The organism is Pseudomonas paraeruginosa PA7 (assembly GCF_000017205.1).
GTDB lineage: Bacteria > Pseudomonadota > Gammaproteobacteria > Pseudomonadales > Pseudomonadaceae > Pseudomonas > Pseudomonas paraeruginosa.
The window spans coordinates 4,254,547-4,275,896 of the sequence record NC_009656.1 but is presented as its reverse complement, the minus strand read 5'-3'; the positions used below and the strand labels follow the sequence as shown (position 1 = coordinate 4,275,896).

20 protein-coding genes and 1 riboswitch are annotated in these 21,350 nt (G+C 71.0%); of the genes, 4 read left to right on the top strand and 16 right to left on the bottom strand.

The features are described from left to right. Positions 1 to 69 precede the first annotated feature (69 nt). From PSPA7_RS19660 to PSPA7_RS19615, 10 genes are all read right to left on the bottom strand, one after another. On the bottom strand, positions 70 to 1,650 hold the full coding sequence (locus PSPA7_RS19660) for an aldehyde dehydrogenase (NADP(+)) (RefSeq protein WP_012076615.1): 1,581 nt from the start codon (positions 1,648 to 1,650) through the stop codon (positions 70 to 72). A gap of 66 nt (positions 1,651 to 1,716) precedes the next feature. Beyond that, on the bottom strand, positions 1,717 to 2,634 hold the full coding sequence (locus tag PSPA7_RS19655) for a dihydrodipicolinate synthase family protein (protein WP_012076614.1): 918 nt from the start codon (positions 2,632 to 2,634) through the stop codon (positions 1,717 to 1,719). A 150-nt stretch (positions 2,635 to 2,784) separates the two neighbouring features. Next, entirely contained in the window at positions 2,785 to 3,819 is a 1,035-nt protein-coding gene (locus tag PSPA7_RS19650; RefSeq protein ID WP_003157813.1) for a trans-3-hydroxy-L-proline dehydratase, read from the bottom strand. A 24-nt stretch (positions 3,820 to 3,843) separates the two neighbouring features. After that, the gene (locus PSPA7_RS19645; protein ID WP_012076613.1) at positions 3,844 to 4,566 is read right to left on the bottom strand and encodes an amino acid ABC transporter ATP-binding protein; all 723 of its coding nucleotides are present in this window, start codon (positions 4,564 to 4,566) and stop codon (positions 3,844 to 3,846) included. Continuing rightward, positions 4,563 to 5,207 (bottom strand): amino acid ABC transporter permease, encoded by a 645-nt coding sequence (locus PSPA7_RS19640; protein WP_012076612.1) that lies wholly within the window; start codon positions 5,205 to 5,207, stop codon positions 4,563 to 4,565. Before PSPA7_RS19640 ends, PSPA7_RS19645 begins: the two co-directional genes overlap by 4 nt. A 10-nt stretch (positions 5,208 to 5,217) precedes the next feature. After that, positions 5,218 to 5,883 (bottom strand): amino acid ABC transporter permease, encoded by a 666-nt coding sequence (locus PSPA7_RS19635; RefSeq protein ID WP_003157816.1) that lies wholly within the window; start codon positions 5,881 to 5,883, stop codon positions 5,218 to 5,220. Continuing rightward, positions 5,883 to 7,625: a cis-3-hydroxy-L-proline dehydratase gene (gene lhpI / locus PSPA7_RS19630; protein ID WP_012076611.1), complete on the bottom strand. Its 1,743-nt coding sequence runs from the start codon at positions 7,623 to 7,625 to the stop codon at positions 5,883 to 5,885. The genes PSPA7_RS19635 and lhpI overlap by 1 nt, the downstream gene beginning before the upstream one ends. Positions 7,626 to 7,683: 58 nt before the next feature. Then, entirely contained in the window at positions 7,684 to 8,505 is an 822-nt protein-coding gene (locus tag PSPA7_RS19625; RefSeq protein WP_012076610.1) for an ABC transporter substrate-binding protein, read from the bottom strand. Between the two features lie 256 nt (positions 8,506 to 8,761). After that, positions 8,762 to 9,559, bottom strand: a complete 798-nt coding sequence (locus PSPA7_RS19620) for an AraC family transcriptional regulator (protein WP_012076608.1) — start codon at positions 9,557 to 9,559, stop codon at positions 8,762 to 8,764. Positions 9,560 to 9,601: 42 nt separating this feature from the next. Next, positions 9,602 to 11,044: an MFS transporter gene (locus PSPA7_RS19615; RefSeq protein WP_012076607.1), complete on the bottom strand. Its 1,443-nt coding sequence runs from the start codon at positions 11,042 to 11,044 to the stop codon at positions 9,602 to 9,604. A 38-nt stretch (positions 11,045 to 11,082) separates the two neighbouring features. On the opposite strand from PSPA7_RS19615, the gene PSPA7_RS19610 reads away from it, so the two are divergent. Continuing rightward, the gene (locus PSPA7_RS19610) at positions 11,083 to 12,027 is read left to right on the top strand and encodes a helix-turn-helix transcriptional regulator (RefSeq protein ID WP_079262193.1); all 945 of its coding nucleotides are present in this window, start codon (positions 11,083 to 11,085) and stop codon (positions 12,025 to 12,027) included. Positions 12,028 to 12,095: 68 nt separating this feature from the next. Then, complete coding sequence (locus PSPA7_RS33060; RefSeq protein ID WP_374119533.1) at positions 12,096 to 12,533, top strand: HTH domain-containing protein; 438 nt, start codon at positions 12,096 to 12,098, stop codon at positions 12,531 to 12,533. On the opposite strand, the gene PSPA7_RS19600 is transcribed toward PSPA7_RS33060, so the two are convergent. Further along, on the bottom strand, positions 12,480 to 13,346 hold the full coding sequence (locus tag PSPA7_RS19600) for a LysR family transcriptional regulator (protein ID WP_033999001.1): 867 nt from the start codon (positions 13,344 to 13,346) through the stop codon (positions 12,480 to 12,482). The genes PSPA7_RS33060 and PSPA7_RS19600 overlap by 54 nt on opposite strands. Positions 13,347 to 13,445: 99 nt before the next feature. Here PSPA7_RS19600 and PSPA7_RS19595 point away from each other — a divergent pair, with 99 nt between their 5' ends. Further along, positions 13,446 to 14,348, top strand: a complete 903-nt coding sequence (locus tag PSPA7_RS19595) for a DMT family transporter (RefSeq protein ID WP_012076605.1) — start codon at positions 13,446 to 13,448, stop codon at positions 14,346 to 14,348. On the opposite strand, the gene PSPA7_RS19590 is transcribed toward PSPA7_RS19595, so the two are convergent. The 5 genes from PSPA7_RS19590 to PSPA7_RS19570 form a co-directional block, all read right to left on the bottom strand. Next, positions 14,345 to 15,598 (bottom strand): NAD(P)/FAD-dependent oxidoreductase, encoded by a 1,254-nt coding sequence (locus PSPA7_RS19590; protein ID WP_012076604.1) that lies wholly within the window; start codon positions 15,596 to 15,598, stop codon positions 14,345 to 14,347. The two genes, PSPA7_RS19595 and PSPA7_RS19590, sit on opposite strands and share 4 nt — an antisense overlap. Next, the gene (locus PSPA7_RS19585; protein WP_012076603.1) at positions 15,595 to 15,831 is read right to left on the bottom strand and encodes a (2Fe-2S)-binding protein; all 237 of its coding nucleotides are present in this window, start codon (positions 15,829 to 15,831) and stop codon (positions 15,595 to 15,597) included. Before PSPA7_RS19585 ends, PSPA7_RS19590 begins: the two co-directional genes overlap by 4 nt. Further along, positions 15,828 to 16,943: a D-hydroxyproline dehydrogenase subunit beta LhpB gene (gene lhpB / locus PSPA7_RS19580; protein WP_012076602.1), complete on the bottom strand. Its 1,116-nt coding sequence runs from the start codon at positions 16,941 to 16,943 to the stop codon at positions 15,828 to 15,830. The genes PSPA7_RS19585 and lhpB overlap by 4 nt, the downstream gene beginning before the upstream one ends. Beyond that, positions 16,940 to 17,884 carry a 4-hydroxyproline epimerase gene (locus PSPA7_RS19575; protein ID WP_012076601.1) on the bottom strand — a complete coding sequence of 315 codons (945 nt, stop codon included), beginning with the start codon at positions 17,882 to 17,884 and terminating at the stop codon, positions 16,940 to 16,942. The genes lhpB and PSPA7_RS19575 overlap by 4 nt, the downstream gene beginning before the upstream one ends. A gap of 115 nt (positions 17,885 to 17,999) precedes the next feature. After that, entirely contained in the window at positions 18,000 to 18,668 is a 669-nt protein-coding gene (locus PSPA7_RS19570) for a GntR family transcriptional regulator (protein ID WP_003157648.1), read from the bottom strand. 299 nt (positions 18,669 to 18,967) lie between these two features. On the opposite strand from PSPA7_RS19570, the gene PSPA7_RS19565 reads away from it, so the two are divergent. Next, the gene (locus PSPA7_RS19565) at positions 18,968 to 21,007 is read left to right on the top strand and encodes an FUSC family protein (RefSeq protein WP_012076600.1); all 2,040 of its coding nucleotides are present in this window, start codon (positions 18,968 to 18,970) and stop codon (positions 21,005 to 21,007) included. 47 nt (positions 21,008 to 21,054) lie between these two features. Beyond that, a riboswitch (cobalamin riboswitch) is annotated at positions 21,055 to 21,262 on the top strand. Positions 21,263 to 21,350: the final 88 nt, after the last annotated feature.

The following is a 21,350-nucleotide window of genomic DNA, read 5'->3' as shown; positions in this document are numbered from 1 at the left end:
TAGCGAGAACGACTGCGCAGGGCGGATAACGCCAACGGCGTTATCCGCCATCCAGGCTTCCAGGCGTGCTCAATCCAGGGCCTCGCGCGTGCTCCGGCCATCGACCAGGCGCAGCAGGCCTAGCGGGTTGGCGTTCTTCAGGGCGTCCGGGAGCAGGTTGTCGGGGTAGTCCTGGTAGCACAGCGGGCGCAGGAAGCGTTCGATGGCCAGGGTTCCCACCGAGGTGCCGCGGGCGTCGGAGGTGGCCGGGTAGGGACCGCCGTGGACCATGGCGTCGCACACCTCGACGCCGGTCGGATAGCCGTTGAGCAGCAGGCGCCCGGCCTTGTGCTCGAGCAGCGGGACCAGCCCGGCGAATGCCGCGAGGTCGTCCTCGTCGCCGACCAGGGTCGCCGTCAGTTGCCCGTGCAGGCCGTCGAGCGCGCGGGCCAACTGGTCGGCGTCGACGGCCTCGACCACCACGGTGGTCGGGCCGAACACCTCTTCCTGGAGCAGCGCGTCGCCTTCCAGCAACAGCCGCACGTCGGCTTTGAACAACTGCGGGTGGGCCTGGCGACCCGTCTGCGCCGCGCCGGCCAGATGCGCGATGCCGGGGTGCCCGGCGAGGCGCTGCAACCCCTCTTCGTAGCTGCGCAGGGTGCCGGCGTTGAGCATGGTCTGTGGCGGCCGGGCGACCAGTTCCTCGCCGAGGGCGCCGACGAAGGCGTCGAAGGCGGGGCCGCGCAGACCGAGCACCAGGCCCGGCTTGGTGCAGAACTGGCCGCAGCCCAGCGTCACCGAGGCGGCCAGCTCCTCCGCCACTTTCCGGCCGCGCCGGCGCAGGGCTTCGGGGAGCACCACCAGCGGATTGATGCTGCTCATCTCGGCGAACACCGGGATCGGCTGTGGCCGCGCCGCGGCCAGGTCGCACAGTGCGCGGCCGCCCTTGAGCGAACCGGTGAAGCCGACCGCGCGGATGGCTGGATGGCGCACCAGCGCCTCGCCGACGCCGCTGCCGTAGACCATGTTGAATACCCCGGCCGGCATGCCGCTGTCGGCCGCCGCCTGGAGGATCGCGTCGGCCACGCATTCGGCGGTGGCCATGTGCCCGCTGTGGGCCTTGACCACTATCGGGCAGCCGGCGGCCAGGGCGGCGGCGCTGTCGCCGCCGGCGGTGGAGAAGGCCAGCGGGAAGTTGCTGGCGCCGAACACCGCCACCGGGCCGAGGCCGATCCGCCACTGGCGCAGGTCGGGGCGCGGCGGGGTGCGCCCGGGTTGCCCGCGATCGATGCGCGCGCCGTGGAAGTCGCCACGTCGCAGGACGTCGGCGAACAGCCGTAACTGGTTGGCGGTACGTGTCCGTTCGCCCTGGATGCGTGCGGCGGGCAGCGCGGTCTCGCGATGGACCAGGGCGACGAAGTCGTCGCCCAGGGCGTCGAGGCGCGCGGCGATCGCCTCGAGGAATCCGGCGCGGCGCGCGGCGGACAGCTGCCGGTAGTGTGGATAGGCGCGTTCGGCGGCGCGGGCGGCGGCGTCGACCTCCGCCGCGGTGGCCTGGACGAAGGTGTAGGGCAGCGCTTCGCCGCTGTCGGCGGCGAAGCTGCGCAGGATGACATCGCCGGCGGCGCTGCGGGCGTCACCGATGTAGTTGTGACCGAGGATGCTGGGCATGGGGCCTCCCTGGAAAATGGACGGCGGAATTCCCGCCGCCCCTGGGAACGCGGCGGCGGGTGCGGGCTACAGTCCCACGTCCGGCAGCGCCGGGCGGCTGGCCAGGGCCCTGGCCATGATCCGCTCGACGTGCTCGCGATCGGCGCCGCGCAGGGCCAGGCGCGGCGGGCGGGTGAGGGCGCTGCCGCGACCGGCGAGCTCCTCGCAGAGCTTGATGCACTGCACCAGGTCGGGGCGGGCGTCGAGATGGAGGATCGGCATCAGCCACTCGTAGATCGGCATCGCCTCGGCGAAGCGCCCGGCCCTGGCCAGGCGGAAGATGGTCTCGCCTTCCTTCGGGAACACGTTGGACATTCCCGAGATCCAGCCCTGGGCACCCACCGCCACGCTTTCCAGGACCACGTCGTCGAGGCCGGCGAAGAGGATGAAGCGCTCGCCCACCTGGTTGCGTACATCGATGAAGCGGCGGGTGTCGCCGGAGCTGTCCTTGAAGCAGACGATGTTCTCGCAGTCGGCCAGGGAAACCAGGATGTCCGGGGTGACGTCGTTCCGGTAGATCGGCGGGTTGTTGTAGACCATCACCGGCAGGTCGGTGCCGCTGGCCACGCTGCGGAAATGCTCGGCGGTCTCGTGCGGCTTGGAGGAATAGACCAGCGCCGGCATCACCATGATGCCGTCGACGCCGACCCGCTCCACCGCCTTGGCCACCTTCGCCGCGCCGGCGCTGGTGAACTCGGCGATCCCGCAGATCACCGGCACGCGGCCGCCGGAGGCGTCCTTGGCGACCTCGGTGACGGCCATCTTCTCCTCGATGGTCAGCGAGGTGTTCTCGCCGACGCTGCCGCATACCACCAGCCCCGACACGCCGTCGCGCACCAGGTTGGAAATGACCGTGTGGGTTTCCTCCAGGTTCACCGAGAAATCGGCGTTGAATTGGGTGGTGACCGCGGGGAATACGCCGCTCCAGTTGACGTGCTTGCTCATGCTTTCTCCTTTCTTCGTATTTCGTATACGAATTCAGCCGGACCGCTGCGGTCCGAGTCACAGGGCGACGGCAGCGTTCGCCGTCGTGGGCGATCCGGTACGCGCCGGATCGGTTTCCGCCCGGCTGCTGCCTGCGGCCGGGCGGGGTGGTCAGCAGTGGCCGGCGGGCCAGGTGTCGGACAGCCGATAGCCTTGCGGCCAGGGATCGTCCGGGTCGAGCAGGTGCTGGTGGATCCCGGTGATCCAGGCGCGCCCGGACAGGCACGGAAGGATCGCCGGACGGCCGCCGAGCTCGGTCAGCGACTCGATGTGGCACTGGAACTCCGAACCGATGATCGAGCGCCCGACGAAGCGTTCGCCGACCCGCAGCTGGCCTTTCGCCTGGAGCACCGCCATCCGCGCCGAGCAGCCGGTGCCGCAGGGCGAGCGGTCGATTTTGCCGGGGCGGATGACCACCGCGTTGCTCGCGCCGAGGACACCGTCGCGGCGCTCCGGCGGCGCGGCCAGCTGGCAGAAGGACAGATGGTCCCAGTCCGGGTTGGTCGGGTGGACGAAGCCCAGTTGTTCGTTGGCCGCGCGGGTGATCTTCAGGCCGGTGGCGACCAGCTCGGCGGCTTCGTCGGGGCGCAGGGCGAAGCCCAGGCGCCGGGCGTCGGCGATGACGAAGCTGTCGCCGCCATAGGCGGTGTCGACCTGTAGCGAGCCGAGGCCCTCGACTTCGATCCAGGCGTCGAGGCGGTCGGCGAACGACGGTACGTTGCGGATTTCCACCCGCTCGGCCTTGCCGTCGCGGCATTCCGCGCGGGCCTCGATCAGTCCGCCCGGCGCTTCCAGCAGCAGCCGGGTCAGCGGTTCGTTCATCGGCAGGATGCCGCTGTCGAGCAGCACGGTGGCCACGCACAGCGAGTTGGAACCGGACATCGGCGGGGTGTCGGCCGGCTCCATGATGATCCAGCCCATCTGCGCGCGCGGGTCCCTGGCCGGCACCAGCAGGTTGACGTGGCGGAACACCCCGCCGCGCGGTTCGTTGAGGACGAAGTTGCGCAGGTCCTGGTCTCTGGCGATCCAGCGCGACTGCTCCCAGAGGCTGGCGCCGGGCGGCGCGGCGACGCCACCGACGATCACGTCGCCGACCTCGCCTTCGGCATGGCAACTGACGATGTGGACGATCCGCTTCGAACGCATGGTTGTCTCCTGTCCAGGGCGGGCTCAGAGCACCGAGCGGAGGAATTCCGCCGTCTCCGGCCGCTGCGGGTTGCCGATCACCTGGTCGGGGGTGCCGATCTCGTGGACCAGGCCATTGCGGAAGAACGCCACCCGGTCGGACACGTCTCGGGCGAAGCGGATCTCGTGGGTGACCAGGACCATGGTCATGCCTTCCTCGGCGAGCAGGCGCATGGTGTCGAGCACCTCGCCGACCAGTTGCGGGTCGAGCGCCGAGGTGGCTTCGTCGAACAGCATGTAGTCCGGCGACATCGCCAGCGCCCGGGCGATCGCCATGCGCTGTTGCTGGCCGCCGGAAAGGCGCTGGGGGAAGGCCTTGAGCTTGTCGCCGAGGCCGACGTGGGTGAGCTGCTTCACCGCCATCGCCTCGGCTTCGGCGCGGCTCTTGCCGAGCACCTTGCGCGGCGCGAGCATGACGTTTTCCAGCACGGTCAGGTGGGGGAAGGCGTTCCACTGCTGGAAGACGATGCCGATCTTCCGCCGCAGGCGGTTGAGGTCGGTGCCGCGGGCATGCACGTCGATGCCGTCGACGCGGATGCTGCCGCGCTGGATCGGCTCCAGGCCGTTGATGCACATCAGCAGGGTCGACTTGCCGGAACCGGAGCCGCCGATGATCGACAGCACCTCGCCCTTGTCCACCCTCAGGTCGACACCCTTGACCACCTCGAACTGGCCGTAGGCCTTGTGCACGTCGCTGATCTCGATCATTGCTGCCATCTCCGTTCCAGCCGGGCGCCGAGTCGCGCGACCACCCAGCTCATGAGGTAATAGACGAGCCCCGCGATGCAGAGCACGAACAGCGGTTCCTGGATGCGCGTGACGATGGTCTGCGAGGCGCGCAGCAGTTCGACGATGCCGATCCAGAGCACCAGCGAGGTGTCCTTCATCACCGACAGGGTCAGGTTGACCCAGCCGGGGAATGCCACCCGGGCGGCCATCGGCAGGACGATGTGGAACAGGTCCTGGCGATAGCTCAGGCCCAGCGAACGCGCCGCCCGGCGCACGCTCGGCGGTACCGAGAGGACGCCGCCGCGGACCACCTCGGTGCAGTAGGCGGCGGCGTACACGCCGAGCACCAGGCAGGCCACGGCGAAGGCGCTGCAGTCGAGGCCGAGGATGCTCTTGAAGGAATTGAGCAGGACGAACTGGATCAGCAGCGGCACGCTGCGGCATACGTCGAGCAGCGCCGCCAGCGGCAGGCTGGCGCGTGGCAGCAGGGCGCGGAGCAGGCCGAAGACGACGCCCAGCAGGGTGCCGATCAGCATCGCCAGGGCGGTGATGGCGAGGGTGGTCCAGGCGCCTTGCAGGAGGAACAGCAGGTCGTTGGCGGTGAGGCTGGTGGTGAACACGGCATTCCCCTCAGTAACGGAACAGGCGCCAGCCCAGCAGGCGGGCGGCCAGCACCAGCAGCTTGGCCATGGCGAAGTAGAGGACGGCGGCCAGGGCGAAGTACTCGAAGGTGCGGAAGGTCTTGACGTTGAGCGCCTGGGTGACGCCGGTGAGGTCGTTGGTCAGGCCCACCACCACGCCGAGGGAGGTCATCAGCATGGCCCAGACCAACTGGTTGGTCAGTGGGTAGAACACCACCCGCAGCAGTTGCGGGATCACCACCAGGCGATAGGCCTGCGGCGCGCTCATGCCCAGCGAGCGGGCCGCCCGCAACTGGGTCTCGGGCACCGCCTGGAGGCCGCCGCGGAAGGTCTCGGCGAGGTAGCCGGCGTTGTTGAAGGTGATCCCGGCGAGCAGGGCGAACCAGGAACCGACGTGCAGGCCGAAGGAGCCCAGGCCGAAGTAGAGGATGTAGATCTGGAACAGCGCCGGGGTATTCCGCGCGATGGAGATCCAGGCTCCGGCGGCGGCGCGCAGCGGGCGGTTGCCGCCGAGCCGGGCGAAGGCCAGGAGCAGGGCGATGAGGATGCCGAAGAGCATCGACAGCGCGGTGACCTGGAGCGTCACCAGGCTGCCGGCGAGCATCTCCGGCAGGGCGTTGAACGCCGAGCGCCAGTGGAAGGTGTAGTCGAACATCAGCGATCCTCGCTCAGCCAGGCGGGCAGCCCGGCGCGGGCCCGCCCGTCGATGGCGGCCTCGACGCAGCCGGCGAGGCCGGCGAAGCGTACCTGGCGGCCGATCAGCCCGGGGGCGTAGTGGGCATACTTGGCGGAGTTGGTCATCAGGGTGCGCGCGCCCGGCGGCACCAGCGGTTCGTCGAGCATGCACCAGCAGGTGTCGGTGACCAGCCGCGCGCCGAACGCCTGCAGCGTCGCCAGGTGCCCGGCCGCTTCGGCCTGGGCGACGACCTGGCGGCTGCTGGTGATCACCAGTGCTACCTCCGGGTGTCTGCGGCGGCCGTGGCAGAGCGCGGCGAGGCGGGCGAATTCGCTGGCGGAGAAGTGCGGGTTGCCCAGCGCCACCAGGTCGATCCGCGTCTCGCCGGCGCTGTCCAGCTCGCGCCAGGCGTCGCGCAGGCGCTCGCGACCGACCCGCAGGGTACGCCGCGGCGCGCGGCCGCCGAAGGCGCTGGCCAGGTCAGGGGCTTCCGGGGTGACGCCGATGACGTGGAACATCGGCACCGAGGAACTGGTGCCCAGCGCCGCGCCGAACGCCTTGAGCGCGTCGCGGTCCGGCTGCCGCTGCCGCAGGCCGTCGATCGCCGGGATCTGTCCGTCGCAGAGCAGGCCGCAGAGGTAGCCGAGGGTCGGGTAGAAGGCATCGTCGACGCAGCCGAGGTCTTCCACTTCGATCAGCACCCGTGCCTGGCGCTGCTCGTCGAGGTGGCAGCCGGCCAGCGGCGCGCGACCGGTGAGGGCGCAGCAGAGGTCCATGAAGTCGGCGTACTTGTTGGTGCGCGCGCCGAGCACGCTGTTGGCGAAGAGCACCGCGTTGGACTCGGCCCAGGCGATCTGCTCGCCGGCCCGCGCGCTGTCGTCGAGCAGGTAGGGCGCGCAGGTGAAGCTGGGCTGCGCGCCCATGTCGAGATAGGCCTGGGCCAGGGCCGCGGCCGGCTCGCCCAGGGCGGCGGGTACGCCCTGTTCGCGCCAGCGGCGCTGGTCCACGGAGATGGCGTTGAGGGTGGTCGGTACCCGCACCCGGGCACCGAGGGCGCGCAGGGTCTCGGCGAAGCGCAGGCCGGCCGGGCCGGTGTAGATGCAGGCGTCGATGTGCGCGCGCTGGATGTCGACCAGCCGTTGCGCGCCCTGCAACGCCGCCATGCGCAGGACGATGCGCATCGCCAGGCGCGCGGCTTCGCCGTGTTCGCCGGCGAGTAGCGCCTGGTCGAAGGCATCCAGTCGCGGGCCGGCATCGGTCGCTGGTGCTTCGGCGGGCTGTGCCGGCAGCGGCGGCGGGGCATCGTGGTGGAGTTCCAGGCGACCGTCGGCCAGGCGCGCCCAGGGATAACCGGCGAGTTCGTCGAAGCGCTCGCCGAGGCAGGCGATGGGTAGCGAGCGGCCGAACAGTTCCTCGGCGACGATCGCGCCGAGGGCGAGGATTTCGTCCGGTTCGCGCAGGAGGATCGCCGCCGGCGCGCGTCCGCCGAGGATCAGTTCCAGCAGTACGCTGCTGCCGGTACAGGAGCCGCGCCCACCGGGAATCGCCAGCAGCCTGCCGTGCAGATGGCGGCCGCTGAGCGGGTGGTGGCGGTCGATCACTTCCGCGCTGCGCGGGTCGACGCCGCCCCAGAAGCTCAGGCCGGTCGGGGCGTACAGCAGTTCGCCGGACGCGCTGCCGGCGACCAGGGTACGGGAAACGATGAGGTGAGCGTGCTTCATCGGCGCATCCAGGGCGTGGGGAAACGGCGCGGCCCGACGACGGACCGCGCTCTCGGTTTCAGCGATAGACCGCGCTGGTGGTCAGCTCCGGCGCCTTGCCACCGACCCATTTCTGCGCCAGTTCGGCGTAGCGGCCGGTGCGCACCTGCTGGTTGATGAACAGGTTCAGGTAGTTGAGCAGGCCGTACTCGTTGCGCTTGGCGCCGAGGGCCACGTAGTCGATGTCGTAGGGCGCGTCGCCGGCGATCTTCAGGCCCTTGTACTTGCCCGACTTGATCCACGAGGCGGCGACGGTGGAAGAGACGACCGTGGCGTCGATATGCCCCTGGCTGATCGCCAGGGCGGTGTCGGCCTCGGACTGGTAGGCGCGGAAGCTGCCCTTGGCATCGCCCCAGGCCTTGCTGTCCTTCTCCAGGGCCAGCGCCTCGAAGGTGCCGGCGGTGCCGCCGACCGGGCGGCCCTTGAGGTCCGCGTAGCTGGCGATGCCGGTGTCCTCGCGGGTCAGCACCACCTTGACGAAGGCGAAGTAGGGGATGCTCATGCCGATGGTCCTGGCCCGCTCGAGGGTGTCCGAGGTGGACGCGACGATCACGTCGGCGCGACCCGACACCAGCGCCGGGATGCGGTCGGGAAAGGGCGTCTCGACGATCTCCGCCTTGACGTCCAGGGCCTTCGCCAGGTCGTTGCAATAATCGACGTCGAAGCCCACCGGGTTGTTCTGCGCATCGCGCGAGCCCATCGGCGGAAAGTCCAGGGTAACGGCGCAGCGCAACTTGCCGGACTCGATGATGTCGTCGAGCTTGTCGGCCTGGGCGAGACCGGCGAGGGAACAGCCCAGGGCGGCGGTGAGGGCTAGGGCAAGGGTCTTCTTGGTATTCATTGGGGGCCTCGGCGATGCGGTTGAGCAGAAAGGTGGCGAATCGCGTATTTGTGATTTCGTATACGATATTTTCAATGAGCAATGGCTGTGCCAGGACCTCGTCCGACGCCGATAAAAACCTTTCGCTGGAGCGCGACCGCTTTGCCTGGCGCGTCGCTGCGCCGTAGCGGGTCGGACCGCGCCCCGATCGGGCGCGGCCGACGGTGTTACAAAAGGGAGCAGGATTGCTACCGCCGCCCCGGGGCGGGGCGAGGCGTTACGCTTTTCGGGGCTGGCGATGGGTCTCGCGGTACTGGCTCGGTGAGAGTCCGGTGAGCGCCTTGAACTGGCGGCTGAAGGCGCTGTGGTCGGTGTAGCCGCAGCGCAGGGCGATCTCGGTGATCGGCGCGTCGCCGGCGAGCAGTTGCGAGGCGGCGCCGAGGCGCGCCTTGTGGATCATCTGCCGTGGGGTGAGCTGGAAGATGCGCTTGCAGTGACGCTCCAGTTGCGCCACCGAGAGCCCGGCGATGGCAGTGAGGTCGGCGAGGCTGAGCGGCTGGTCGTAGTGCTCGCGGATGTACGCATCCACCGCCGCCAGCCGGCCGTAGGCCGGGTGCGCCGACTGCGCCGCCGGCAGGTCGTGGGAGATGCCGGCCATACCGATGATCGCCCCGTCGGCGTCGCGCAGCGCCTGCTTGTGGGTCAGGCACCAGCCCGGCTGGCGACCGGGATAGAGGTGCAGCTCCAGCTGGTTCTCCAGCGCCGCGCCGCCGCGCAGCACGCGCTGGTCCTGTTCGGCATAGAGCGGACCGAGGCTGGAAGGGAAGACCTCGTCGGCGCTGCGGCCGAGCAGCTCGGTCTTGTCCTTCACGCCGCAGCGGCGCGCCAGGGTGCGGTTGACCAGTACATAGCGGGCGCGCTCGTCCTTGACGAAGAACACCACGCCGGGCATGGCGTCGAGCAGCGCTTCGACCTGGCGCAGGCTGGCCAGCAGGCTGGCGAGGTCGGCGGGGGGCGGGGCGGCGAGCAGTTCGTGCATGGTGACGGACGCCTGGCTGGAGGGCCGCGCCAGCATACGGCGCGCCGGCGGCCGGGAACAGGGGCCTGGCCGCGCGCCTCAGTTGCCCGGCGAATCGCAGCGCAACGTCGTCGTGCGCACGTGGCGCAGGTAGAAGAGGACGGTGGCGCCGAGCAGTACCGACATCAGCGCGAACTCGCTGGCGAGGGTGGCCTGCGTCGCCTCCAGGTAGTCGCCGTGGCGTTCCAGGCTATGCGCGAACACCGCGCCGAGCAGCGCCGAGCCGAGGCCGAGGGAGGCCTGCTGGACGGTGGCGAGCATGGCGCTGCCGGCGCCGGCCTGGGCGGCCGGCACTTCCGAGAGGCCGATGCGGAAGAAGCTGCTGACGATGAACGCCTGGCCGAAGCCGATCACCAGGGTCGCCGGCGCCAGGTTGAGGATGCCCGGCTGCGGCCAGACCCGCTGCAGGGTCAGCATCAGGCCGAGCAGGCCGCACATCTGGATGACGCAGCCGAGCAGCAGCAGGCGTACCGGGCCGACCCACGCCGCCACCCGGGCGGTGAGCAGCGCCGAGACGAAGTAGGAGGCGCCGAGGACGATGAAGGCGTTGCCGGCTTGCGCCGGCGAGAGACCGGCGCCGGCCTGCAGGGCCAGGGCGAGGGCGAACATGAAGCCGCTCCAGCAGGCGAAGAACAGGATCGCCAGCAACAGGCCGAAGCGGATGCTCGGCAGGCGCAGCAGCGACGGCGGCAGCAACGGCCAGGCCTGGCGGCGTTCCTGGCGCAGCTCGGTGCGCCATAGCCAGGCCAGCAGCGGCACCGCCGCTGCCAGTAGCAGGGCGCAGGGCCAGGACCAGTGCAGCGATGGGCCGAGCGCCAGCGGCAGCAACAGGCAGAGGATCAGCGCGGCGAGCAGCAGGGTGCCCGGCGCGTCGACGCGAGCGGCGTGCCCGGCGCGGGTCTCCGGGACCCAGCGGCGGCTGCAGAGGAGGATGCCGAGGCAGATCGGCAGGTTGATCAGGAATACGCTGCGCCAGCCGAGGCCGCCGATGTCGGCGGTGACCAGCAAGCCGCCGAGCACCTGGCCGACGACGAAAGCCAGGCCGCCGATCGCGCCGTAGGCGGCCAGAGCGCGGGAATGCGCGTGGCCGCTGAGGCTGACATGCAGGGTGGCGAGGATCTGCGGCACGATCAGCGCCGCGCCGACGCCCTGCAGGGCGCGCGCCACCAGCAGCAGCCAGACCGAGCTGGCCAGCCCGCAGAGCAGCGAGGCGACGGCGAACAGCGCCACGCCCAGTTCGAACAGGCGCCGGCGGCCGAAGTTGTCGCCAAGCCGGCCGCCCATCGCCAGGCACACGGCGAAGGCCACGCCGTAGACGGCGACGATCAGTTCCAGTTCGGTTGCGCTGGCGCCGAGGGAGTGGGCGAGGGCGTCGAGGGCGACGTTGACGATGGAGAAATCGATCATCGGCAACAGTTGCCCCGCCAGCAGGATGCAGAGCCCGGCGAGGCCGAGCCGCGACGACGAGACGGCGCTGGGCATGGGCGGAGTCCTTGTGTGGAGGGGAGTGGGCTGGCAGCATGCGCTTCTGGCTAACCCGGTACCAGTTCTTGCTTATCCTGGTATTGGCGCTACCCGTCTGCCCTCCGGAGGACTTCGCCATGCCCCTCGATGCCCCTGCCAGCCACCCTGCGGAAAGCCCCGCGCAGCCGTCCCGCGCCGAACAGCTGGGGGCCTTCCTGCGCCGCCGGCGGGAAAGCATCGAGCCGCAGCGGGTCGGCATTTCCCGCCTCGGCCGCCGGCGCACGCCGGGCCTGCGTCGCGAGGAGGTGGCGCAGCTCGCCGGGGTCGGCGTGACTTGGTACACCTGGCTGGAGCAGGGCCGCGCGGTACGCGCCTCGGAGCAGGTGATCGGCGCCATCGCCCGCGCCCTGCTGTGCAACGAGACGGAAACCCACCACCTGTTCAATCTCGCCGGGCTGGCCGCGCCGACCTCGGCGCGGCGGGCGGTCTGCGAGAAACCCTCGGCCGCCACCCAGGCCATCCTCGACGCCCTCGACCCGTTGCCAGCCATGGTGCAGAACGCCCGTTTCGACATCCGCGGCTACAACCGCGCCTATTGCCGGCTGGTGGGTATCGACCTGGCGGAGATCCCCGAGGAAGACCGCAACTGCATCTACCTGGCGCTGACCCATGCGCGCTGGCGCGCCTGCATGGCCAACCGCGAGGAGGCCTTGCCGCGGATGGTCGGCTTCTTCCGCGCGGCGATGGTCGAGCGCATGGGCGATCCGTTGTGGGAGCGGCAATTGCAGCGCTACCTGGACGTCTCGGCGGAGTTCCGCGAAATCTGGCTGCGCAACGAAGTGATGGGCATCGAGAACCAGCTCAAGCGCTTCCGCCATCCGGCCTGCGGCGAATTCGACCTGCAGCAGACCAACTGGTGGTCGGCGCCGAAGAACGGCGACCGCCTGCTGGTCTACGTGCCGCTCGACGACCACGCCCGCGACTGCCTGGGCCGGTTGTGAAGCGTTGCCATGTCGCGTAGCCAGCGCCTGCGGGAATTACTACAGATCCTCCGTCGGCACCGCTACCGGTGGCCGGGCATGTCCTGGCCGGCGAGCTGGGGATCAGCCTGGGCACCCTCTACCGCGACATCGTCACCCTGCAACGACAGGGCGCGTACATCGAGGGCGGCGCCGGGCTCGGCTACCTGCTGCGGCCAGGGTTCGAACTGCCACCGCTGATGTTTCCCTGGAGGAGGTCGAAGCCCTGGCGCCGGCGAGCGGGCTGCCCGGCGGCGGCGAACTGTGCTTCCAGGTGGACAGCGACGAGGAGGTCCGGCGCCTGCACCGGTTCTGGCGCGGAGAGGGTATGGAGATCGTCCAGGCGCCGCAGTCCATGGACTGCGGCTACACCTTTTGCGGCCTCGATCCGGACGGCCACCGCCTGCGGGTCTATCGCCTGGCGCTGTGGCGGCTCAGAGCCGGAAGTCCTCGGCGATCAGCTCGCCGAGGCGCTCCAGCGCCGGTGATCGGTCTCCCGGGGCGAAGGCCAGGCGAATGCGGTGGGCGGGGAGTTCGGCGAAGCCCTCCGCCGGCCCCAGCACGCGCATCGTCGTGCCGACCCGCGCACGGTCGATCACGCCGATCGCCAGGCCGCCTTCGATGGCCGCTTCCAGCGCCGCCGCGCCGGGACTGCTGACCACAGTGCGCCAGCGCCGGCCCGCCGCGCCGAGGGCTTCCAGCAGCGCCTGCCGATAGGGACAGCCATGGCCGTGCAGGGCCAACGGCAGCGGACGTTGCGGATCGATCCGCAGGCCGTGGCCGGCGACCCACACCGGCTGGGTGCCGCCGATCTCGCGGGAATGCCCGTCGTACGGGGTTTCGTCTTGCGCCTGCACCAGCAGGGCGAGATCTAGCTGGCCGCGCCGCAGGCGCCCGGCCAACCGTCCGCTGGCGTCGGTGAGCACTTCCAGTTCCAGTGCCGGCAGTTCCGCGCCGAGGCGCGGCAGGAGGCGAGCGAGCAGCTTGCCGGCGTACTCCTCGGAAATGCCGAAGCGCACTCGCAGCGGCTCTTCCCGTCTGCGCAACCCGGCGAGCACGCGGTCGTGGGTTTCCAGCAGCTCGGCGGTCTGGCGCTGGAAACGCTGCCCCAGCGGGGTCAGCCGCACCGACTGGTTGTCGCGCTCGAACAACCGGCCGCCGGCCAGTTCCTCCAGACGCCGGACGTGAGTGCTCACCGCCGATGGGCTGCGGTTGAGATGGCTGGCGGCGGCGAGGAAGCGGCCGAAGCGCAGGATGGCATGGAAGGTACGCAGCAGCTCGATGTCCAGGGTGGCGCTCATGGTTTCGATTTCCTGCATGACTGGTGCAGATAGTTTCGTTTGATGGTAGCGGCAGTGGGCGCCTAGCCTCGATTCGTACCTGACCGACGGAGCCGAGCGATGCGCGCGACCACCTCTACCCCGCGAGCGATGCCCGCGGCGACCCGCCTGCTGGCCGTGCAACTGGGCATGGTACTGGCCTGGAGCTCCGGCTTCGTCGGCTACCGCTATGCCATGGAGCAGGCGCCGGTGTTCCTCACCAGCTTCTGGCGCTTCGCCGCCTGCCTGGCGTTGCTGCTGCCCTTCGCCTGGGCCGGGCTGCGCCGGTTGTCGGCGCGCCAGTGGCGACGCCAGGCGCTGATCGGGGCGCTGGCCTACGCGGGCTACATCGCGCCGATCGCCAAGGCCATCGAACTCGGCGTCTCGCCGGGCGTGGCGGCGCTGATGGCCGACCTGTTGCCGCTGCTGGTGGCCTTGCTGGCGCTGGTCCTGCCGGGGCAGCGAACGCGGCCGGGGCAGTGGCCGGGGATCGCCCTGGGCGCCGCCGGGGTGCTCTGGGCCGGGCATGCGGCGCTGGCGCTGGGGCGGGCACCGGGCTGGGCCTACGGCCTGCCGCTGCTGGGCATGCTGGCGCTGGCCCTGGCCACCCTGTTGCAGAAGCGCTGGGACGACGCGCCGGGATCGCTGGCCGCGGTGCTGTTCGTGCAGATCGGCGCCGCGCTGCCGGCCTTCGCCGGCCTGGCGCTGGCGGAGGGTAGCCTGCGGCCGCCGCTGTCCGGAGAATTCCTGTTCGGGCTCGCCTGGCTGGTGCTGCTGCCCACCTTCGGCGGCTACGGCCTGTACTGGCTGGGTCTGCGCCATCTTTCCGCGCAGGGTGGCAGTGCGGCGCTGTACCTGAGTCCGGCGCTGACCCTGCTATGGGCGCACTGGATGTTCGCCGAGCCGCTGACACCCATGCTGCTGGGTGGCCTGCTGCTGTCGCTGGCCGGCCTCGGCTGGCTGTATCGCGCCGAGCGTCGCTAGCCTGCGTCGCCCTGCCAGCGGGCCAGGGTCTCCAGGCGCGCCGGGCTGAACGGCGGACGCGGCGCCGGAGGCGTCCAGCCGAACAGGAATTGCGCGGCGGCGCCGCATATCCGCCCCTGGCAGGCGCCCATGCCGCAACGGCTGTGCAGCTTGGCCTCGGTCCAGCCGGCATGCCCGGCCAGCGCGGCGAAGGGCACGTCTTCGCAACGGCAGACCAGGGTATTCGCCTCCGCCAGTTCGCGCAGTTCGGCACGCAGGGCGAAGTGTCGCGCCAGGGTGTCGGCGAAGCCCTGCCAGCGTCGCCGTAGAGGCCACAGGCGGCGGGCCGCGTCGCGCTCGTCGACGGCAGCATGGCCGGCGATGGCGCCTTCCGCCAGGGCCAGTTCGCTGCCGCCGAAGCCGGTGCATTCGCCGGCGGCGTAGTGGTCGGGCAGGCTGCCGGCCTGCCATTCGTCGACGGCGAGCGCCTGGCCGTCGAGGCGATAGCCCAGGGCCTGGCCGAGTTGCACGTTGGGCACCAGGCCGAAGCCGCAGGCCAGGCGTTCGCAGGCGAGTTCGCGGACCCGGCCGCCTTCGCGCAGGCGCACGGCTTCCAGGCGCTCCTCGCCGAGGGCGGCCAGCACGTAGCTGTCGGCGCGGTAGCTGCGCGCGAACAGGCGGACGGCCTGCCACAGCTTGCCGGGCCAGCGCGGCAGGTGCGCGGCGAAGGCGGCCAGGGTACTCGCCGGGGCCTGCTCGGCGATGCGCAGCAGGCGCGCCCCGCACTGGCTGGCGCTGGCGGCGCTGGCCAGCAGCAGCGGGCCGGAGCCGGCCACCACCAGGCGCTGGCCGGCCAGCGGCAGGCCGCCCTTGGCCAGCGCCTGCAGGCCGCCGGCGCCGGTGACGCCGGGTAGCGTCCAGCCGGGAAACGGCAGCAGCAGCTCGCGGGCGCCGGTACAGAGGACCAGGCGTCGGTAGCCGACCTGCCAGCCGCGTTGCGGGTCTTCCAGCAACAGGCGCCTGCCGGGACCGCAGGCGACCACCCGGGTCGCCGCGAAGTGCTCGACGTTGACGTACCCGGCCAGGCGTCGGCGCATCTCACGGGCATGTGGCGGCAGGCTGGCACGCGGGCCGTCGCGCCAGATCTGTCCGCCGGCGGCCGGGTTGTCGTCGACCAGGGCGATGCGCGCGCCGCTCGGCGCGGCGGCCAGCGCAGCGGCCAGGCCGGCGGGACCGGCGCCGACGATCAGCAGGTCGTAGTCGACGCTCATGCCCGGGTCTCCACGCGCATGCCGGCTTGGCAGAGGGTCTGGCAGGCCAGGCGTCGCCGGCCGTCGATCAATACCCGGCATTCCTGGCATGCGCCCATGCCGCAGAACGGCGCGCGCCGCCCGCCGTTGACGGAACGGCGGCTGCCGCCGTCGCCGCCGAGGGCCAGCGCGGCGGCCACGCTGGTGCCCTCGGCGACTCGCAGCGGACGCTGGTCGATGAGCAATTCGATCATGGACGAAGCCCCCCGGGGCTGGAGAGGAAGCGTTGCGGCAGGTAGGGCGCGGGATCCAGCGGCGGCGCGTCGCCGCACAACTGGGCGGCGAGCAGGCGCGCGCTGCCGGGCGCGGTGGTCACGCCCAGGCCCTCATGGCCGACCGCCAACCACAGGCCCGGCTGCGCCGGGTGCTCGCCGAGCAGCGGCAGGCCGTCCGGAGTCGCGGCGCGGAAGCCGGTCCAGGCACGGATCGCATTGAGGCCGGCGAGCCCCGGCAGGTAGTCCAGGGCACGCCGCAGCATGCGCGCCAGCACCGGGCCTTCCACCTGCGGATCGAGCGTGTCGAACTGCCGCGAGGAGCCGAGGAACACCTGGCCGGTGGGGCGCGGCTGGGCGTTGAAGGCTACCGAGGTACCGCTGCTGGCGTGGGCGCTGCTGACATAGCCGAGTTCCACCAGTTGATGGCGGAGGGAGCCGGGATAGCGGTCGGTGATCAGCAGGTGGCCTTTCTTCGGGCGGATCGGCAGCTCCGCGCACAGCTCTCCGGCGTGGATGCCGTTGGCCAGTACCAGCGCCTCGGCGCTCAGCCAGCGGCCGTCGGCCAGGCGCAGGCGGCTGCCGTCCACTTCGCTGACCTCGGCGTGCAACCGGCGCAGGCGCGGGCCGGCTCGTTCGAGCAGCCAGCGCGCCGCGTTGGGCGCGTAGAGGATGCCGTCGCCCGGCACCTTCAGGGCGCCGGCGAGGCCTGGCCGCAAGGCCGGTTCCACGGCTTGCAGGCGCGCGGCGTCGAGCATCTCGCAGGCGACGCCGGCGGCCAGCAGGGCCTGGCGCTTGCGCTCGGCCTCGGCGAGTTCGGCGCCGTCGGCGGCCAGCCACAGGGTGCCGCAGCCGCGATAGGCGCAATCCTCCGGCATTTCCGCCGCCCAGGCGCGCCAGGCCTGGATCGAGTGGCCGCTGAGGGCCAGCTCGGCCGGGTTGTCGTCCATCGCCACCAGGTGGCCCATGCCTGCCGCGGTGGCGCCGCCGCGCTGGCAGTCGACCACCAGCACGTCGAGACCGCGGCGCGCCAGCTCCTCGGCGCAGGCGGCGCCGACGATGCCGGCGCCGACCACGATGGCCTCGGCGTTCACCGGCGGATGCCCCAGGCGAACGGATCGTCGTCTTCCAGCAGCAGGGTGGCTTCCGCGCTGACGTGGGCGCGGCCGCGGATGGTCGGCACGATGCGCCCGCCGGGCCGGCCGTCGAGCCATTCGTAACGCCCCTCGAACTGGCTGCCGATCACACTCGCCTGGCGCCACGGCTGGCCGGGCAGCAGCTTGCCGTCGGCGGCCAGGCAGGCCAGCTTGGCGCTGGTGCCGGTGCCGCAGGGCGAGCGGTCGTAGGCCTGGCCGGGACAGAGCACGAAGTTGCGGCTGTCGGCGTGGGGATCGTCGGCGAACAGTTCGATGTGGTCGATGGCGCCGCCGTCCTCGCCGCGGATGTCCTGGTCTTCCAGCGCCTGCTGGACGGCGACGGCATAGGCGGTGAGGGCGTCGAGGTTGTCGCCGGCGATGCGCTGGGCGTGTCCGGCGACCAGGAAGAACCAGTTGCCGCCCCAGGCGATGTCGCCGACGACCCGGCCGATGCCGGGCACCTGAACGGCGACCGCGCGCCGGTAGCGGTAGGCCGGCACGTTGCGCACGCTGACCGAGCCGTCCTCGTGAAGGGTCGCCTCGACTTCGCCGACCGGCGTCTCGATGCGGTGCGCGCCGGGACCGATCCGCCCGAGGTGCGCCAGCGAGGCGACCAGGCCGATGGTGCCGTGGCCGCACATGCCGAGGTAGCCACTGTTGTTGAAGAAGATCACCCCGGCACAGGCTTCGGGGTCGACCGGCTCGCAGAGCAGGGCGCCGACCAGCACGTCGCTGCCGCGCGGTTCGAGGATGCAGGCGGTGCGCCAGGCGTCGTGGCGCTCGCCGAGCAGGCGCCGGCGCTCGGCCATGTCGCCGTGGCCGAGTTCGGGAAAGCCGGCGATGACCAGGCGGGTGGGCTCGCCACCGGTATGCGAATCGATGATGCGGATGCGTTGCATGGTGGCGGTCGCCTGTGCCGGGGGAATGCGACACAGGGTGGCGTTTCGGCGGGACGGGGCGCTTGAGGATTTTCGTTCAGGCGGATGACGAAAACGGCATAACCGGATGGTCCGTTCAGGTGCTGGCGGGGCGGTTCGGCAGGTGTTCGTAGAGGGTCCGGCAGACCCCGACGATATGCTCCTCGATCAGTGCCGCGGCCCGCTCGGCATCGCCGGCGCGGCAGGCGGCGACGATCTCGCGGTGTTCGCGGTCGGCGCGTTGCTTGCCTTCGGACAGGCTCATCTGCATGCGCAGGTAGCGCTCCAGTTTGTCGTGGATGGAGCGGATCAGGTTGACCAGGAACGGCCGCTGCGCCGGCTCGTAGAGACAGGCGTGCAGTTGCCAGTTGAGTTCGGCCCAGCGGCCGACGTTGTCCTCGCCGACGAAGTCGGCGCAGATCGCCTCGGCGCGGGCGAAGGTGGCCTCGTCCATGTTCGGCACCGCCAGGCGGATCGCCTGTGCCTCGAGCAGCACCCGCACTTCGAACATCTGCGCCAGTTCCGGTTCGGAAATGCGCGTCACCACCGCGCCCTTGTTGCGCTGGAACAGCACCAGGCCTTCCGCCTCCAGGCGCTTGAGGGCCTCGCGGACGGGAATCTTGCTGACGTTGAAGAGTTGCGCGATGTCGTCCTGGCGGATCGGTTCGTCCTCGGCGAAATGCCCGGCGATGATCGCTTCGCGCAGGTGCCTGGCGATGATCTCGGAGGCCGAAGGGGCGATGCCCAGGTTAGGGGCGTTGAGCATGGAGAGAGGCAAGCGGGGCAACCTGCGTGGCGTTGGGAACGTGCGGGATATTGTATACGAACGCTCGGCGGGTGCCGCTGCCGGTTGGCGCCTTCTGCGCAGGCGTGTTCGTCGGCTCCAGTGAGCTTCCATGCTGCTGCGGGACGCCTTGACGCGATGCCGCCTCCGCAGGCGAGGCGCGGGCGGTGGCCCATGTTTCGCAGGGCGAAACGCTCTTCCGGAAAGTTCGCGGAGTGGCTGGACAATATAAAATTAGCTTGCTAATAATTCGCTCGCTCATGTATTTCGGGGCGTCCGCGATGGCCAAGCCTTCCTTCTTTTCCTCCGATCTGGTGCAAGTGTTGCTGTGCCCGCGCCTGCACGAACTGCAATTCGCCGTGAAGGCCCTGCTGGCCGGCGGGCTGGCCCTGTACCTGGCCTTCAGCCTGGAACTGGAGCAGCCGCAATGGGCGCTGATGACCGTGTTCGTGGTCAGCCAGCCCTATAGCGGCATGGTCCTGGCCAAGGGCATGTTTCGCCTGATCGGCACCTGCGCCGGTGCGCTGGTGTCGATCGGCATGGTCGCGCTCTATGGCCAGGCGTCGCTGCCGTTCCTCCTGCTGATGGCGCTCTGGCTGGCGTTCTGCACCGCTGGCGCGTCGCTGCTGCACAACCATGCTTCCTACGGTTTCGTCCTGGCCGGCTACACCGCGGCGATCGTCGCCCTGCCGGCCAGCGCCGATCCGGCGACGGTGTTCGACCAGGCGGTGGCGCGCTGTTCGGAGATCGGCCTGGGGATCCTCTGCGCGGCGCTGGTGAGCATCCTGCTCTGGCCACGGCGCCTGGAGCAGCAACTGGCGACCCAGGGCAAGGCGGCCTGGGAGGCCGGCCTGCAGGCGGGCGCGGCGGAACTGCGCGGCGCCAGCGAACGCGGCGAACTGCTCGCGGCGCTGGGGCGGATCGCCGCGGCGGATGCCCAGCGCGACCATGCCTGGTTCGAAGGCGCGCTGGGTCGCGCCCGTTCCCAGGCCCTGCGCGTGCTCGGCCTCGACCTGCTCGGCCTGCTGCGCGCGGCGCGCAAGGTGGCGCGCGAGCGGAGGCTGCTCGATCCGGCCAGCGCGCATGCGTTGCAGCCCTGGCTGGAGGAGGTGGAGACGCTGCTGCGCGAGGGCCGCCGGGGCGAGTTCGAGAGTTGCCGGCGGCGCCTGCACGCCGTGCTGGACCTCGCGCACGGGCAACTGCACCTGTGCCTGGTCTGCCTCGAACGCTTGCTGGCCGAGGCGGGGGAGGCCGGGCGCAGCGTCGAGGCGCTGGTCTATGGCGAACCCACGCGCCAGGCGCCGGGCGCCATCGCCTGGCACCGGGACATCGAGCGCGGCGTGCTGTTCGGCCTGCGCAGCGCCCTGGCGTTCCTCTGCGTGGCCGCCTTCTGGCTGGCCAGCGCCTGGCCGAGCGGGTTGGGCGCGGTGTCGATCACCGGGGTGGTGCTGAGTCTCTTCGCCAGCCGCGACAACCCGGCCCAGGCCGGCCTCAACTTCCTGCGCGGGATACTCCTGTCGATCCCGCTGGCCGGTTTCGTCGCGCTGTTCTACCTGCCCGGCGTCGACGGCTTCCCGCTGCTCTGCCTGGGCCTGGGCGTGCCGCTGTTCTTCGCCGCGCTGTGCGTGAACCGGGCGAGCCTGGCCGGGATCGCCTCGCCGTTCTGCATCTTCTTCGTGAAGAACGTCGCGCCGAGCAACAGCATGAGCTACGACCTCGCGCACTTCCTCAACAACGCCCTGTCGACGGTGCTCGGCGTGGCCTTCGCCGTGCTGGTGTTCAACCTGGTCAGCCTGCGGCCGGGCGAGCGCCATTACCGGCGCATGCTGCAGGCGACCCTCGGCGACCTGGCGCGGCTCACCCTGCGTTCGCCGGCGCAGGCCGAGGCCTGGTTCGGCGGGCGCACCGCCGATCGCCTGATCCGCCTGGCACAGCGCTACGACCGTTTGCCGGAGGGGCGCCGCCAGCCCTGGTCGGACGGCCTGATGGGACTCGATTTCGGCGATGAGCTGCTCTATCTGCGGCAATGCCTGGAGCAGGTCCCGGCGCCGCTGGCCGAGGCCCGCGACCGCTACCTGCGGCGCCTGCGCCTGGCGCTGCTGCGCGACGGCCCGCGGGCCGACCGCGAGCATGCCCTCGACCCGCCGACCATGCGCCTGCTCAAGGCGTTGGCCGCCAGCCCGCTGGCCGGCAGCGAACGCGGCGAGCTGGCCGGCGCCGCGCTGGTGCAGTTGCAGGCCACCTGGCGACAGTGGTGCCGCAGCCATGCCCCGGCCGGGACGGCGCTGCGCGCGGTCCCGCTCCCCGGAGCGGGGCGCTAGTTCTGCGGTGGCCGGCCACATTGACCGCGCAAGCCCCGAACCACTAAGCTGCGCGCCTTGCGACAGGTGCCCCGCAAGGGGTGAAACAGGGAAGCTGGTGCGTTCCGTCGGAACCAGGCCAGCGCTGCCCCCGCAACGGTAGGCGAATCAGACAGCCGCTTCATGACCACTGTGCTCCGGCATGGGAAGGCGCGGCTGGAAGCGTCCAGCGCTTCGCTCGCGAGCCCGGAGACCGGCCTGACGCACCCACGGCATCGCGGAGGGCGCTGTCGGACGTCTCCCGCCGTCGCCTCGTCCTCCGTCCGCCTCGTCAACCCAGGTCGCGCGGGTGAGAGCGACGGAG

Coding starts and splice junctions, on each gene's coding strand:
- lhpI (WP_012076611.1), bottom strand. CDS start 7,625: ATGAAGCACGCTCACCTCATCGTTTCCCGTACCCTGGTCGCCGGCAGC.
- PSPA7_RS19615 (WP_012076607.1), bottom strand. CDS start 11,044: ATGCCCAGCGCCGTCTCGTCGTCGCGGCTCGGCCTCGCCGGGCTCTGC.
- PSPA7_RS19620 (WP_012076608.1), bottom strand. CDS start 9,559: ATGCTGGCGCGGCCCTCCAGCCAGGCGTCCGTCACCATGCACGAACTG.
- PSPA7_RS19645 (WP_012076613.1), bottom strand. CDS start 4,566: ATGATCGAGATCAGCGACGTGCACAAGGCCTACGGCCAGTTCGAGGTG.
- PSPA7_RS19570 (WP_003157648.1), bottom strand. CDS start 18,668: ATGCTCAACGCCCCTAACCTGGGCATCGCCCCTTCGGCCTCCGAGATC.
- PSPA7_RS19635 (WP_003157816.1), bottom strand. CDS start 5,883: ATGTTCGACTACACCTTCCACTGGCGCTCGGCGTTCAACGCCCTGCCG.
- PSPA7_RS19590 (WP_012076604.1), bottom strand. CDS start 15,598: ATGAGCGTCGACTACGACCTGCTGATCGTCGGCGCCGGTCCCGCCGGC.
- PSPA7_RS19610 (WP_079262193.1), top strand. CDS start 11,083: ATGCGCTTCTGGCTAACCCGGTACCAGTTCTTGCTTATCCTGGTATTG.
- PSPA7_RS19625 (WP_012076610.1), bottom strand. CDS start 8,505: ATGAATACCAAGAAGACCCTTGCCCTAGCCCTCACCGCCGCCCTGGGC.
- PSPA7_RS19575 (WP_012076601.1), bottom strand. CDS start 17,884: ATGCAACGCATCCGCATCATCGATTCGCATACCGGTGGCGAGCCCACC.
- PSPA7_RS19660 (WP_012076615.1), bottom strand. CDS start 1,650: ATGCCCAGCATCCTCGGTCACAACTACATCGGTGACGCCCGCAGCGCC.
- PSPA7_RS19655 (WP_012076614.1), bottom strand. CDS start 2,634: ATGAGCAAGCACGTCAACTGGAGCGGCGTATTCCCCGCGGTCACCACC.
- PSPA7_RS19595 (WP_012076605.1), top strand. CDS start 13,446: ATGCGCGCGACCACCTCTACCCCGCGAGCGATGCCCGCGGCGACCCGC.
- PSPA7_RS19585 (WP_012076603.1), bottom strand. CDS start 15,831: ATGATCGAATTGCTCATCGACCAGCGTCCGCTGCGAGTCGCCGAGGGC.
- PSPA7_RS19565 (WP_012076600.1), top strand. CDS start 18,968: ATGGCCAAGCCTTCCTTCTTTTCCTCCGATCTGGTGCAAGTGTTGCTG.
- PSPA7_RS19600 (WP_033999001.1), bottom strand. CDS start 13,346: ATGAGCGCCACCCTGGACATCGAGCTGCTGCGTACCTTCCATGCCATC.
- PSPA7_RS19650 (WP_003157813.1), bottom strand. CDS start 3,819: ATGCGTTCGAAGCGGATCGTCCACATCGTCAGTTGCCATGCCGAAGGC.